Origin of the sequence: Calothrix sp. NIES-3974 (genome assembly GCF_002368395.1) — a bacterium.
Taxonomy (GTDB): Bacteria; Cyanobacteriota; Cyanobacteriia; order Cyanobacteriales; family Nostocaceae; genus NIES-3974.
This window is the reverse complement of the sequence record NZ_AP018254.1, coordinates 2,395,524-2,408,306: the sequence shown is the minus strand read 5'-3', so window position 1 is coordinate 2,408,306 and position 12,783 is coordinate 2,395,524. Positions and strand designations below refer to the sequence as shown.

At 41.9% G+C, this 12,783-nt stretch carries 11 protein-coding genes and 1 tRNA gene; 7 read left to right on the top strand and 5 right to left on the bottom strand.

Annotation, left to right across the window (positions count from 1 at the left end):
• Positions 1-8 precede the first annotated feature (8 nt).
• Both CDC37_RS09470 and CDC37_RS09465 read right to left on the bottom strand, forming a co-directional pair.
• Positions 9-93 (bottom strand) — tRNA-Ser (locus tag CDC37_RS09470).
• Positions 94-174: 81 nt separating this feature from the next.
• Positions 175-1,098 carry a TIGR04168 family protein gene (locus CDC37_RS09465; RefSeq protein WP_096621535.1) on the bottom strand — a complete coding sequence of 308 codons (924 nt, stop codon included), beginning with the start codon at positions 1,096-1,098 and terminating at the stop codon, positions 175-177.
• Positions 1,099-1,324: 226 nt separating this feature from the next.
• On the opposite strand from CDC37_RS09465, the gene CDC37_RS09460 reads away from it, so the two are divergent.
• Entirely contained in the window at positions 1,325-1,831 is a 507-nt protein-coding gene (locus CDC37_RS09460) for a DNA-processing protein DprA (protein ID WP_096621534.1), read from the top strand.
• A gap of 559 nt (positions 1,832-2,390) precedes the next feature.
• On the top strand, positions 2,391-2,804 hold the full coding sequence (locus tag CDC37_RS09455) for an MAPEG family protein (protein ID WP_096621533.1): 414 nt from the start codon (positions 2,391-2,393) through the stop codon (positions 2,802-2,804).
• A 387-nt stretch (positions 2,805-3,191) separates the two neighbouring features.
• Here the strand turns inward: CDC37_RS09455 and CDC37_RS09450 are convergent, their stop codons facing one another.
• The gene (locus CDC37_RS09450) at positions 3,192-4,550 is read right to left on the bottom strand and encodes an IS4 family transposase (RefSeq protein ID WP_096620005.1); all 1,359 of its coding nucleotides are present in this window, start codon (positions 4,548-4,550) and stop codon (positions 3,192-3,194) included.
• Positions 4,551-5,128: 578 nt separating this feature from the next.
• On the opposite strand from CDC37_RS09450, the gene CDC37_RS09445 reads away from it, so the two are divergent.
• The gene (locus CDC37_RS09445) at positions 5,129-5,794 is read left to right on the top strand and encodes a Uma2 family endonuclease (protein ID WP_096621532.1); all 666 of its coding nucleotides are present in this window, start codon (positions 5,129-5,131) and stop codon (positions 5,792-5,794) included.
• 244 nt (positions 5,795-6,038) lie between these two features.
• Positions 6,039-7,397 carry an IS4 family transposase gene (locus CDC37_RS09440; protein ID WP_096620005.1) on the top strand — a complete coding sequence of 453 codons (1,359 nt, stop codon included), beginning with the start codon at positions 6,039-6,041 and terminating at the stop codon, positions 7,395-7,397.
• Between the two features lie 391 nt (positions 7,398-7,788).
• On the opposite strand, the gene argJ is transcribed toward CDC37_RS09440, so the two are convergent.
• A complete protein-coding gene (gene argJ, locus CDC37_RS09435) occupies positions 7,789-9,093 on the bottom strand; it encodes a bifunctional ornithine acetyltransferase/N-acetylglutamate synthase (protein ID WP_096621531.1) in 1,305 nt (434 codons plus the stop codon).
• A 475-nt stretch (positions 9,094-9,568) separates the two neighbouring features.
• Between argJ and CDC37_RS09430 the strand changes: the two genes are divergently transcribed.
• Together CDC37_RS09430 and CDC37_RS09425 are read left to right on the top strand one after the other, a co-directional pair.
• Entirely contained in the window at positions 9,569-10,972 is a 1,404-nt protein-coding gene (locus tag CDC37_RS09430) for a S41 family peptidase (protein WP_096621530.1), read from the top strand.
• 130 nt (positions 10,973-11,102) lie between these two features.
• Positions 11,103-11,486, top strand: coding sequence for a hypothetical protein (locus CDC37_RS09425; RefSeq protein ID WP_096621529.1), 384 nt, complete (start codon positions 11,103-11,105; stop codon positions 11,484-11,486).
• Positions 11,487-11,701: 215 nt separating this feature from the next.
• Here CDC37_RS09425 and CDC37_RS09420 read toward each other — a convergent pair whose 3' ends face one another.
• Positions 11,702-12,175 carry a hypothetical protein gene (locus CDC37_RS09420; protein ID WP_231943348.1) on the bottom strand — a complete coding sequence of 158 codons (474 nt, stop codon included), beginning with the start codon at positions 12,173-12,175 and terminating at the stop codon, positions 11,702-11,704.
• A gap of 223 nt (positions 12,176-12,398) precedes the next feature.
• Between CDC37_RS09420 and CDC37_RS09415 the strand changes: the two genes are divergently transcribed.
• Positions 12,399-12,740 carry a hypothetical protein gene (locus CDC37_RS09415; RefSeq protein WP_096621528.1) on the top strand — a complete coding sequence of 114 codons (342 nt, stop codon included), beginning with the start codon at positions 12,399-12,401 and terminating at the stop codon, positions 12,738-12,740.
• Positions 12,741-12,783: the final 43 nt, after the last annotated feature.

The window sequence follows — 12,783 nt, the reverse complement described above, 5'->3', positions numbered from 1 at the left end:
CGAAAAAACGGAGAGGGTGGGATTCGAACCCACGGATGCTTTCACATCACTCGATTTCAAGTCGAGCGCATTCGACCACTCTGCCACCTCTCCAGATAAACCCATTCGCCCTCAGCTGATCGGGTTCCTGGACGTTTTTTAGATAGTAATGTCCAAACCAAAAAATATTATATCTCATATTTGACCAGTTGAAACCAAAGAAACGGGTTCTGTGTACAAAATTTCTTCCTCAACATTCATATTCTGGTCAATCCAAAGGCTTGCAGCTTTTGTCACCTTGTTGTCCTCTAGGGTGACGAGGGAAAAATTTCGCAGTTTATGATTTCCCCGCTCAAGAATACGGGGTACACAAGCCGCATTTAAATAAATAATTCCCTCCGGACTGCGAAATACCCGTTTACGTATATGTTTTTTCGTATGACGTAATGTATGATGCATATGCCCAAAAGTTACCAAGGGGATGGTTTTGCCAAAAGTTAAACTTTGGGAAATCGCCTCCGCAAAATCCGGGTCCCCATAGTCACCACCAATGGGATGCCAATCTTTACCACAGGGGTCCTCTGGGCGATCGCCTAATCCCGATGGTCCATTATGACCGACAAATATAATCGTTTCGTACTGAGCTTGTTTCACCGAGGCAAAAATTTTGGCCGCAGAAGCATCTAAATCATTGACTCCATAACGCTCCCGACACAAATCAGCAAATTTCCATTCTGGACCCCCCCAGCTAAAGGGACGACTACCCACCACCGTCAGGTTAAAAGCTGGTAAATCCAATTTCCCAAACCCTACATGAGCTTCCCCCAACAAATCTAATTGTAGTTGTACCCAATCCTCCTTGCTGCGGTCGTAGGGACATTTTTTCCGTCCCCACTCCGTCGCAGTAAACCAAGCATCGTGATTACCCATAATTGCAGCAAATGGAATATTTAAGGCCGCAATTTGTCGGACGACTTCCACCGACTCATTGCCAAAATCCCCGACAAACAGAGCTAAATCCACTTCTAAACGCTTGAGCGCCAATTCATCCTCAATTTCCCATTGATCGTGAACATCGCCAATAACTGCTATTTTCAAAGATTTTAAATGACTGGTCATGTAACTTTACCTTGGCTTTTTTTCTGTGTGATCACAGCGACTTTAAGTTTATTGACATCCATTTTGACCACAATTATCAGCACACGGCTAACCGATTGGATTATTTGTGGAGGATTTTCCCAATATATACAACTTTTCCCAGGTAAAGTCTTGCGACATCTGGTGAGAGACGACCCAGTGTCTGTTAAAATATCTTGGTTGTTTTATTTGTAATTTAAGTCCGTCTTTGAGCCAGTCAATAGACCTTATCAATAATATCGATACTTTGGCGCAAGAGTTGGCGACCATTCAGCAAACCGGTTCTAAACGAATTGCCATGCTAGGTTCGCGCCATGTCCCGATTACGCACCAAAACCTGATTGAAATGATGACCTATGCCCTTGTATTGGCAGGAAATCGCATCATTACATCCGGTGCGACGGGGATCAACTCGGCTGCGATTAAGGGAGCAATGCGAGCTGACCCCAATGCTTTGACGGTGATTTTACCCCAAAGCTTAGAACGTCAACCCCTAGAATCACGCCAACAACTGGAACAGGTGATGCATCTGGTAGAAAACCCCAGCAATGATGGTTTATCGTTAGCTGAAGCCAGTTACTTGTGCAACAAGGAAATTATCTCCCGTTGTCAACAACTCATCTGTTTTGCCTACCATGACAGTCGCACCCTCCTGCAAACCTGTCGTGACGCTGAAGAACAAAGAAAGGTGGTGACGTTATTTTATTTTGATTAATTAATGCGAGAAAATAGGGAGTGGGGATTAGGGAGTAGGGAGTAGGAATAAGTTATTGAGGTGCAAAGCGCCGTTAGCTAGCTACATGTGTGGCTGTGTCCAAAAAACATGGAAAACTAGTTTCAACTTTGATTTCGATGCCTCACACCCCATTTTCAATGGCGTGCTATTGGCGACTGTTTAATTAATAACACGCTAGGGAGATTTGGGTGTTGGTTTTTTGCCAACATCATTGTTTTTGCTGTCAATTTAATGTCTGTTTTGGTTCAATTTATTTCATTTCATCATGTCTGGGGCGAGATAATAAGGTTTATAACTAAAAATAGAGACTGTACCGTGTTTTTGGTGTTCTCAAACTCAGGTGAATTAAAAAATAGTCTCCTTTTATGTCTTATGAGGGGAAATAATTGATTGGAAAATTGATTGGAAAGAAAATTGGAAACTGAAACTTAACAACTATTTGCGAAAATAATGCGACAGTTTGAAATATGAAACCCTTTTAGAATAAGGGCTTTATAATCCAAAATCCAAAATCCAAAATCCAAAATGGTATAAACTCATGAGTTTTTTGGCATTACCGACTTCTCAAATTTTGTTGTACGCGATCGCCGCAGGTGCAATCTCGATTTATTTTCCCTATTTATTTGTTGCCTATGCTCGTTTTCAAGTCGGCTTTGATATGGCTGCACCACGGGCATTATTTGATAAGTTACCACCTTATGGACAAAGAGCCACATGGGCCCACCAAAATTGTTTTGAAGGGTTTATGATATTTGCAGCCGCCGCATTAATGGCCTATGTCACCGGGGTAGACAGCACATCAGCCAAAATCGCCGCGATCGCATTTGTAGTTGCACGCTTCCTATTTTCGATTTTTTATATCCTCAACATCCCACCTCTGCGCTCTTTGATGTTTGGAGTCAGTTCTTTTTGTAGTGGCACTCTATTTGTCCTCAGTATTCTTAATAGTTGATCTAGAGGGAGTCGGGAATACCTGGATTTCTCACGATTAAGTTGTAAGCCTTGAGTGATGGACTAATTTCCCCTATACTCACTACTCCCTACTCCCTATTCCCTATTCCCTATGAGTTTTAGGGTTTTGTGAGAAATGGGGGAATAGTCCATGACGGGAGCGGGAATTAACTGTTTTCCTGTTTGGTTGTAGGTATCAACCTCAAAGTCAAACGGTATTAATACCAATTTAATATGAAGACGCATAGTAAAGAACCCCACCCTAACCCTCCCCGTAATCCTATCCATTAGTCACATCTTTCTTAACAAAGTCTGAAAAGCGATTATAGAAATGATTTCAGTAGAGGGATTAAGCATTAAGATTAGACAAAACTCAGAAAGTATGCATTTAGATTTGATGGGCTAGCTTCCAAGTTACGGCGATATCGTGCAATCGTCGTAACCCTCTCCAAATCGTCTTGACTCCAGGTTCCCCATCACCTTTACGACCCAGAAAACCACCTAGTCGAGCAATCATTCGTACAGCTTCTCTTAATGTTGGTGGCTGATCTGGTGGAATTGGGTTTTTGTTCACACTTACACATAAAGATTGCCATTCAACTGTAGTTAAAACCGTTTCACAACTTTGTTCTGGATTATCCCTTGCTTGGTAAGTTAACCATAATAATCGCCATGCCACAATCGAATATGTCGCTAATGCCATTGATAGGCGTTTTCCTGTCTCCAGTTGTAATTCCTCGATTCGACAACCGCTTTTCAATGTATAGTGATAACGCTCGATTAACCAACGATATGTATACCATTCAACACATTTTACCGCATCTTCAAGGCTATTAATTTCCAATGTCGTTAACAATAACCAACTGATTGGTTTTATCTCCGATGGTGGACTCTTTTCTTCTGCTAATATCACCTGTAGTTTTACTGGTTTACAAAGCGAACGCCCGAGCTTATTTTTTGGTACTTCTATTTCAACTGTTTCGTATCTAATTGTTAGTTTTGCTATCCTTTCTGGTCTTTCTGGATTTCTTCTTACCTTGACTTCTACTTCTCCCTGAGTTGGACTTGACCTGATCGCCTCATGTAGATAATTCGCTGTATGGCTAACTTTTCTATTATGAGTTCCTCTGATTAGTAAGTGGCTATTTTCTGGTCTTTCCTGATTAAATAAATCAAATATATCTGCTTCTGAGTCTGCTACTGTTATGATTTTTATCTTTTCTGGTAGTAATTTATTTGTTCTCTCTAGCCCTTCCAACCATCTTTGGCTTTCTTTTTCTTCTGTTTGTCTTTTTCTACGTGTTTTTGCTATTCCTAAATCTTCGATATTTCTTGACCATACTTGTTGGTCTATTACTCCCAGTGGAACTCCTTTTATGCTTGATAATAACGTTGAATGTACTTTTAATCCTAAACTTTTTCTCTGGTCTAGATATCCAATTCCTTCTGTTGCTGGATGACTTGTTACATCCATATTTGTTGTGTCTTGTATTGCTAATACTATCTCGTGTTCTTTTGCCCTTTCGATTGTACTTTTGATATGTCCATTGCTTATATCTGATGGTTTTATATACGGCGAACTCCACAAATCATATGCTGCTGTTGTCGCTGCTACGCTCCCACATGCTTGAGGTACACTCGATGTTGGTTGTGCTGCTAAATCTTCTACCATCTTTATCAAACGCTTGTTTCGCCGTTTATCTCCCAAATCCAAGTGCTTCAATTCCCTTGCTGCCCATTTTTCCATTTTTTACACCCTATCTTTCCTCTCTCAAAACTATACCTATCAAGCCTTTCGTCTTCTTTTAAGTATTTTTACTTTTTGTTAAGAAAGATCCGGGTAATGGATAGCCGATATCGGGGAGGGAGATCGAGAGGTTCGGTAGGGTCATATTTCACTTACTTGGGAAACGCTATATCGTGTCTCAGATTCTGGATCTGTTGCTAGTAAAATTCAGTCAAAACGCAAAATTCATATGGAGTGAGGCAATTATAATTAATGTAGGTTAAGTACAACACAGTGGAACCTGGTTTGTTGACTGTTGACAGGTTATACCTTTTTACTTTGGAGTTGATACCTGATGGGAAGCTTTTGGGAACTGGGGAAGAAAATGTATCAAAATTTGAGTGAAATGGTATGACAGACGTAGTAATGCTGATTCTTTTCCAGCCCTATCTCAACAAAGAAGCTCATTTATCGGTTGTATAAAGTATAAATTCCTACTCTCTATTTCCTAGCACCTCCAAAAAATATCCAATCTCCTGCAACGGTCAACTTTAGTTAACAGTTAACTACGAATCCAAAATCTCAAATTGGAAACAACCATGATAATTTCCCTAGAGCAAACCCACCCCTCTAACCTCATAACAGAGCGACACGGTGCAAGTTGGCAAGATTATCTCAGCGTTCGGGATAATCCGGAAGGGAAATGGCGTAAAATATCATTTCATCAGGGGTGGCTATGGGTGGATATGGGAACGGAAGGGCCAAATCATGCATCGTTTAGCGATTTAATGACGATTATTTTTGGCTTTTGGGCATTTTTACACCCAGAGGAGAGTTTACAATCCTACGGACGGTGTTTAATCGAAAAACCCCAAACCCAAGCCTGTGCGCCAGATTTAGTCCTGTACAAAGGCGAAAATATCCCCAAATGGCAACCTGGTGTGAAGCGACGCATTGATTTAGCCTCTGACCGCATTCCCGATTTGGTCGGAGAAATTGCCGACACGACTTTGAGTATAGACCTGGATGAGCAAAAACAACTTTATGCCAGTTTGGGAATTCAGGAATATTGGGTCATCGATACCAAAGGAATGCGATTATTTGCCTTTGGTTTGGGAGAAACGGGTAAATATACGGAAATTACCCAATCTCAAGTTTTAACCGGATTACCAATCGCGTTAGTCGAGCAAACTTTAGAACGACTGGGTACGGAAACAAACACCGCAGCAGCTAATTGGTTTATGCAGCAGTTACAGCAGTATTAAAAAGTAAACATGAATTATGAGGTTTCAAGGGAACAGGAAGTGTTCTAATACCAATTTAATATGAAGACGCATAGAAAGAACCCCACCCTAACCCTCCCCGATTACGGGGAGGGGACTATATTTCTCCCTCTCCGTAGGTGCTATCCATTACCCGGATCTTTCTTAACAAAAAGTAAAAATACTTAAAAGAAGACGAAAGGCTTGATAGGTATAGTTTTGAGAGAGGAAAGATAGGGTGTAAAAAATGGAAAAATGGGCAGCAAGGGAATTGAAGCACTTGGATTTGGGAGATAAACGGCGAAACAAGCGTTTGATAAAGATGGTAGAAGATTTAGCAGCACAACCAACATCGAGTGTACCTCAAGCATGTGGGAGCGTAGCAGCGACAACAGCAGCATATGATTTGTGGAGTTCGCCGTATATAAAACCATCAGATATAAGCAATGGACATATCAAAAGTACAATCGAAAGGGCAAAAGAACACGAGATAGTATTAGCAATACAAGACACAACAAATATGGATGTAACAAGTCATCCAGCAACAGAAGGAATTGGATATCTAGACCAGAGAAAAAGTTTAGGATTAAAAGTACATTCAACGTTATTATCAAGCATAAAAGGAGTTCCACTGGGAGTAATAGACCAACAAGTATGGTCAAGAAATATCGAAGATTTAGGAATAGCAAAAACACGTAGAAAAAGACAAACAGAAGAAAAAGAAAGCCAAAGATGGTTGGAAGGGCTAGAGAGAACAAATAAATTACTACCAGAAAAGATAAAAATCATAACAGTAGCAGACTCAGAAGCAGATATATTTGATTTATTTAATCAGGAAAGACCAGAAAATAGCCACTTACTAATCAGAGGAACTCATAATAGAAAAGTTAGCCATACAGCGAATTATCTACATGAGGCGATCAGGTCAAGTCCAACTCAGGGAGAAGTAGAAGTCAAGGTAAGAAGAAATCCAGAAAGACCAGAAAGGATAGCAAAACTAACAATTAGATACGAAACAGTTGAAATAGAAGTACCAAAAAATAAGCTCGGGCGTTCGCTTTGTAAACCAGTAAAACTACAGGTGATATTAGCAGAAGAAAAGAGTCCACCATCGGAGATAAAACCAATCAGTTGGTTATTGTTAACGACATTGGAAATTAATAGCCTTGAAGATGCGGTAAAATGTGTTGAATGGTATACATATCGTTGGTTAATCGAGCGTTATCACTATACATTGAAAAGCGGTTGTCGAATCGAGGAATTACAACTGGAGACAGGAAAACGCCTATCAATGGCATTAGCGACATATTCGATTGTGGCATGGCGATTATTATGGTTAACTTACCAAGCAAGGGATAATCCAGAACAAAGTTGTGAAACGGTTTTAACTACAGTTGAATGGCAATCTTTATGTGTAAGTGTGAACAAAAACCCAATTCCACCAGATCAGCCACCAACATTAAGAGAAGCTGTACGAATGATTGCTCGACTAGGTGGTTTTCTGGGTCGTAAAGGTGATGGGGAACCTGGAGTCAAGACGATTTGGAGAGGGTTACGACGATTGCACGATATCGCCGTAACTTGGAAGCTAGCCCATCAAATCTAAATGCATACTTTCTGAGTTTTGTCTAATCTTAATGCTTAATCCCTCTACTGAAATCATTTCTATAATCGCTTTTCAGACTTTGTTAAGAAAGATGTGACTAATGGATAGCCGTAGGTGAAGGAGTGGGTTCAAATTATGTGCAACTTTACATTAAATTGGTATAAGAGGATTTTTTAAAAGTCGATTGTAATGCTTGAATTATCGTTTTTGGGAATAGGAAGAGACGCGACATGTCGCGTCTGTACTCTCGAAGGAAAAATCAGCTTTATAACCCCATGTCCAGAGTCAGAACGATAGTCAAAATAGTGATAATTAATACTTGACCAACAACCTCTAAGGTTTTTTCGTTGTGCTATGTTTCAAAATCCAAAATCTAAAATCCAAAATTGTATTAGGTTGTATATTCCGCATTAATTTTGACGTAATCGTAACTTAAATCACATCCCCACGCCACGCCACAGTCGTGACCAGCCCCCAAATCAACCGTAATTACCACGGGTTTATCAAGGCTTTGGTGGATTTTAGTCGGCTTGTCTGCCAAATCCTTACTGCCACTATTTGCCGTCATCCCACCTGGGTAAGCGTCCGCAGCATTTTTTAAATATTCACTAGCTGCACTGCGGTCAAAGGATAAAGGTTGACCGTGTTCCATTAAGAGAAAATCACCCAGTTGAATACGGAGATTATTTTGGTCAAAGGGGACACCTGCCCGACCGGCTGCTGCTGCAATTCTGCCCCAATTCGGGTCACGACCAAAGATAGCAGATTTAACCAAAGATGAACCCGCGATCGCTTTCGCAACTTGACGCGCACCCAGTTCGCTAGGAGCGCCATTAACTCGAACTTCTATTAAGCAAGTAGCACCCTCCCCATCACGGGCGATCGCTTTGGCTAGGTGTTGACAAACGGCGGTCAACATTCCCGCAAGTCGATCGGCTTCTGGCCCTTTTTCGGTGATAGCATGGGCACGGGATTCCCCATTTGCCAGGGCAATTAGACAGTCATTTGTACTAGTATCCCCATCAACGGTGATGGCATTGAAACTTTTATCCGCAGCTTCTGTGACCATTTGTTGCCAGAGGTGGGGAGAAACGGCTGCGTCACAGGTGACAAAGGCTAACATGGTGGCCATATTGGGGTGAATCATTCCTGAACCCTTAGCCATGCCTCCAATTCTGACAGTGCGATCGCCGATGGTGGTTTCCAAGGCAATGGATTTTGTCACCAAATCCGTGGTAATTATGGCCCGTTCTGCACTCTCCGCACCAGTGGGAGATAACGCTGCTACCACCTGGGGAATACCTGTACGCATTGCCGCCATTTTGATTTGTTGACCAATTACCCCCGTTGATGCCAATAGTACCTGATTGGGTGATATATTTAACTCATTAGCTAGTAACTGGGCAGATTCACGGGCATTATCCATCCCAGTTTTTCCCGTAGCCGCATTCGCTTGTCCCGCATTACAAAGAATAGCCCGCACACTTTGATGACTGCGTAAAATTTCCTTACAATAATCAATACAGGCTGCACAAACATGACTAGTTGTAAACACACCCGCCGCGATCGCATCCACATCGGAAACAATCAAGGCTAAATCTGGTAAACCCGAAGGTTTGAGTCCCGCAGTCACCCCAGCTGCTCGAAATCCTCGCGGTGCAGTCACACCCCCAGAAATTACCTGCCACTCTGTCATTTTTTTTCCCTTTGATTTTAATGTTTTGAGAATACAGGATATAGGATACAGGAGACAGGAGGGGAGCTTTTGGGTGCATTCGGGTACTGGGGAAATCAGTAATCAATTACCGCAGTCCGAGCGGGATTTGTGACATCTTACATGTAGGGTTGATGACGGGTCAACGGCACGCTATTTTTGACTACCTAAATCGGATTACGATAACTTAATTATTTATCTCCTTCCTGTATTTTGTCTCCTTGTCCCCAGAATATGACTAAAGTCACAAAAAGAAGTGACGCAAGCCATTAGTAGTAAGTGCAGGAAGCTTGTTAAATTATCTTTAGTCTGATTGAAGAGATATATGGGTTAAAAGTTGCATCCTGCCAAAATTTTCTCGTCGAAAGGTTGTTTAGGGAGGTTTACGTCCAGAATTCTGATTTCACAATAGAAACTTATTTTGCTTACCTCAACATAAAATTGAGAGTTGACCTAGATGAAGCGATCGACAAAAATTAACCTACCAGTAAAAAAAATCACTGATATTGGGAATTTACTACTCAAAAACAAGCGATTGGCAGCGATTGTCACCCTAGCAACCCTATCCTTTGGTGTCGGTTTATCTTCACGTTCCGTTTTTGCTGCCCAGGATACTCCCAGAGCAATCGTAGATAAGGTATGGCAACTGGTAAATCAGGAATTTGTGGATGGAACCTTTAACCAACAGGATTGGTTGGCGGTGCGTCGGCAGTTATTGAGTAGAAATTTTACTTCCAAAGAACAGGCTTACGCAGAAATTCGCCGGGTTTTAAAGTCTTTGGGTGACGAATATACGAGATTTCTTGACCCGAAACAAAGTGAAGCACTTTTTAATCAGACTGCGGGGGAAATTTCTGGAATTGGGATTAGAATGAGGTTGGATTCCCAAAGCAATCAATTGACCATTATGGAGGTGATTGCTAATTCTCCGGCTTTGAGGGCTGGTTTACGAGTTGGCGATCGCATTTTGGCAATTGATGGTAGGTCAACTCAAGGTTTAGACATCAAAGATGCTTCCCAGTTAATTCGTGGTCGGGTTGGTACTCCTGTTCGATTACGGGTGGCGCGCAACGGACAAAATGTGGTGAATTTGCAGTTAGTACGTGCTGCCATTGAAGTTCCCAGTGTCACCTATCAGGTGAAGCAAGAGGGAGATAAGCGGGTTGGGTTTATTCGTTTAGATTCGTTTACAGCCAGAAGTAGCGAACAAACTCGACGAGCAATTCAAAATTTGACTAATCAACGGGTTGATAGTTTTGTGTTGGATTTGCGGGGTAATCCCGGTGGTTTATTGTACTCCAGCATTGAAATCGCCCAAATGTTCATGAACGAGGGAACAATAGTCAAGACTTTAGATCGACGGGGAATGAGTATTCATGCCAGAGCCAATCAGCGCGCTTTAACGGATTTACCCTTAGCGGTTTTGATTGATAATGGTTCGGCTAGTGCCAGTGAAATTTTAGCAGGTGCTTTACAGGATAATAAACGGGCAATCGTCATTGGTTCTCCCAGTTTTGGTAAAGCTTTGGTTCAATCTGTCTATCGACTTGCGGATGGTTCTAGTGTCGCCATTACAACTTCCCGTTACTACACACCTAGGGGTCGGGATATTAACCAGAAAGGCATTATCCCCGATGTCAGAATCGATATTAGCGAAGCACAAATGCGGCAAATCGCAGCTAATCCCGATTGGCGAGGTAGTCAATTAGACCCAATCTATACAAAAGCGATCGCGATTTTGAGCAATCAGGATTTTGCCCAATCCCAATTGATACAGGGAGTCGGGAGTAGGGAGTGGGAGAAAGTCTCTGTTATTCTCAAAGAGAAACTGCACTACATGAATACAGGGAGTAGGGAGTAGGGAATAGAGACGCGATATATCAGCGTCTGTCTCTTTCCGCGTAGAAAAATCTGCCATTTCCCCCAGAAGATGTTCAACACCAACAGTGAAAATAGCTATCCTAGTAGGAGAAGCGGATGAAATATAACAAATGAATCTTAACAATTTCCAGTTTTACCTTGCCAATTTACGTCCTTGGTTAACCTTACTGATTATTGCTTGGTTTTTAGGGTCAATCGGTTTGGGATGGCTTGTTAACTCAATTATAGTGATCATTGGGATTATGGCGATCGCTCCGGTGGTGGCTTTTTTGGGATTACGCTGGTGGTTACAACGCAATTTGGTGACGAGTCAGTGTCCTGTGTGTGGTTTTGAATTTATGGGACTGAATCACAGCAATATCCAATGTCCTAATTGTGGCGAACATTTGACTGTCGATGGTGGTAAATTTACACGGATAGCCCCCGAAGGTACTATTGATGTGGCTGCGGTGGAAGTTCAAACCCAGGTATTGTCGGAAGGTGATGGAGAATAGGGAGTAGAGACGACCCGACCACAAACAGATGTAGAGACGACCCGACGGGTCGTCTCTACTGGGTATTTCCGGGTATTTGTGATCGATTAATTTCCCCACCTGACAACCGTATTCTGTCTGCTCACGTTACTTTACGTACTGCCAAATATCAAAGCGTAAAACTTCAAACAAACGAATTACCCGAATCACATAATCATTTGCCGGGTTACGGCTACTTACTTTTTTGGTTGGGAGATCGATAGAGTATAATTACTTCGGGATTGGGAACTTTGGCCAACATGAACTGTATAATCACCGGGTATCCAGTACCCAGAAATTTCTGATTTTCCTCCCGAATAGCTATCGGAGAGGGAACAAAAACGACCAGCAGGACCTTCAATTAACAATGTGGGTTCACCAGCACCAGCTACCGAAAAATTCAAACGTAGTGGTTCTTTGATTTCGATTATATGATTAGGAGTAGCCGCCAAGTTACCGCAATTACTTCTGACTGCACCGCCTGATGTCCCTGTTAAAGTTAACGGATTTGGTTGAAAATTACGGCTAATTGACACCTTTTGGGCTTGGGCTGTGTTAATTTGCATAAGTAATAAACTTATTGCCAACCCGACGGAAACACCAATTAAGCGGATATGTTTGTTCATTGGGAGATAATTAGTAACATTGGTAAGGCTGGTTTGAGTTGTCATCGGTTAATCCTATAGATAGATTTGATAATTTTTTGTTCCGAGATGTTGATGATTTACCCTTGGAAGTTGCAGCCAGACGCGTTATAGTTTTCTCGGTTTGAGGTGCTTTACTACACACATAACTAGATACAATCCCATACACAATGATTGCGGATGGGAAATGTCTAATCAGAAATCCTGATTTGTTTTTAAATGCACAGCCACACTGAGGAAAAGATTATCAATGGAACGTCAACCTGAAGATGATTTGCAACGAAGTCTTAATGAGCTAGAATCGTCGTCTGCGCTGGTGGTTGCGCAGTCCCAGCAAATCGTCCCCCCCTCCCCATCCGCTAACGGAGCGATCGCAAGTTTATGGGCTGTTGTCAGTTGGTTTTTGAATCTACCATTGGTGGCGAAAATAGGGGTAATTGGTGGGGGAATGGTGTTGGGTTTTGCCATCTTCCAGGCTGTTCTCAAATTAATTGCGTCGGTAATTGGTGTGACACTGTTGCTGGGATTGGCTTACCTGGCATACAAATTTTTTGTATCAGATACTGGTCAAAATCAACAAAATCAGCAATAGTTAAATTTTTTAGTGCGCTCCTGGGCGTAGCGATTAAATTGTA

Excerpts from the sequence above, each read along its gene's own strand:
- CDC37_RS09420 (WP_231943348.1), bottom strand. The coding sequence starts at position 12,175 with ATGACAACTCAAACCAGCCTTACCAATGTTACTAATTATCTCCCAATG.
- CDC37_RS09465 (WP_096621535.1), bottom strand. The coding sequence starts at position 1,098 with ATGACCAGTCATTTAAAATCTTTGAAAATAGCAGTTATTGGCGATGTT.
- CDC37_RS09450 (WP_096620005.1), bottom strand. The coding sequence starts at position 4,550 with ATGGAAAAATGGGCAGCAAGGGAATTGAAGCACTTGGATTTGGGAGAT.
- CDC37_RS09425 (WP_096621529.1), top strand. The coding sequence starts at position 11,103 with ATGAATCTTAACAATTTCCAGTTTTACCTTGCCAATTTACGTCCTTGG.
- CDC37_RS09455 (WP_096621533.1), top strand. The coding sequence starts at position 2,391 with ATGAGTTTTTTGGCATTACCGACTTCTCAAATTTTGTTGTACGCGATC.
- argJ (WP_096621531.1), bottom strand. The coding sequence starts at position 9,093 with ATGACAGAGTGGCAGGTAATTTCTGGGGGTGTGACTGCACCGCGAGGA.
- CDC37_RS09430 (WP_096621530.1), top strand. The coding sequence starts at position 9,569 with ATGAAGCGATCGACAAAAATTAACCTACCAGTAAAAAAAATCACTGAT.
- CDC37_RS09415 (WP_096621528.1), top strand. The coding sequence starts at position 12,399 with ATGGAACGTCAACCTGAAGATGATTTGCAACGAAGTCTTAATGAGCTA.
- CDC37_RS09445 (WP_096621532.1), top strand. The coding sequence starts at position 5,129 with ATGATAATTTCCCTAGAGCAAACCCACCCCTCTAACCTCATAACAGAG.
- CDC37_RS09440 (WP_096620005.1), top strand. The coding sequence starts at position 6,039 with ATGGAAAAATGGGCAGCAAGGGAATTGAAGCACTTGGATTTGGGAGAT.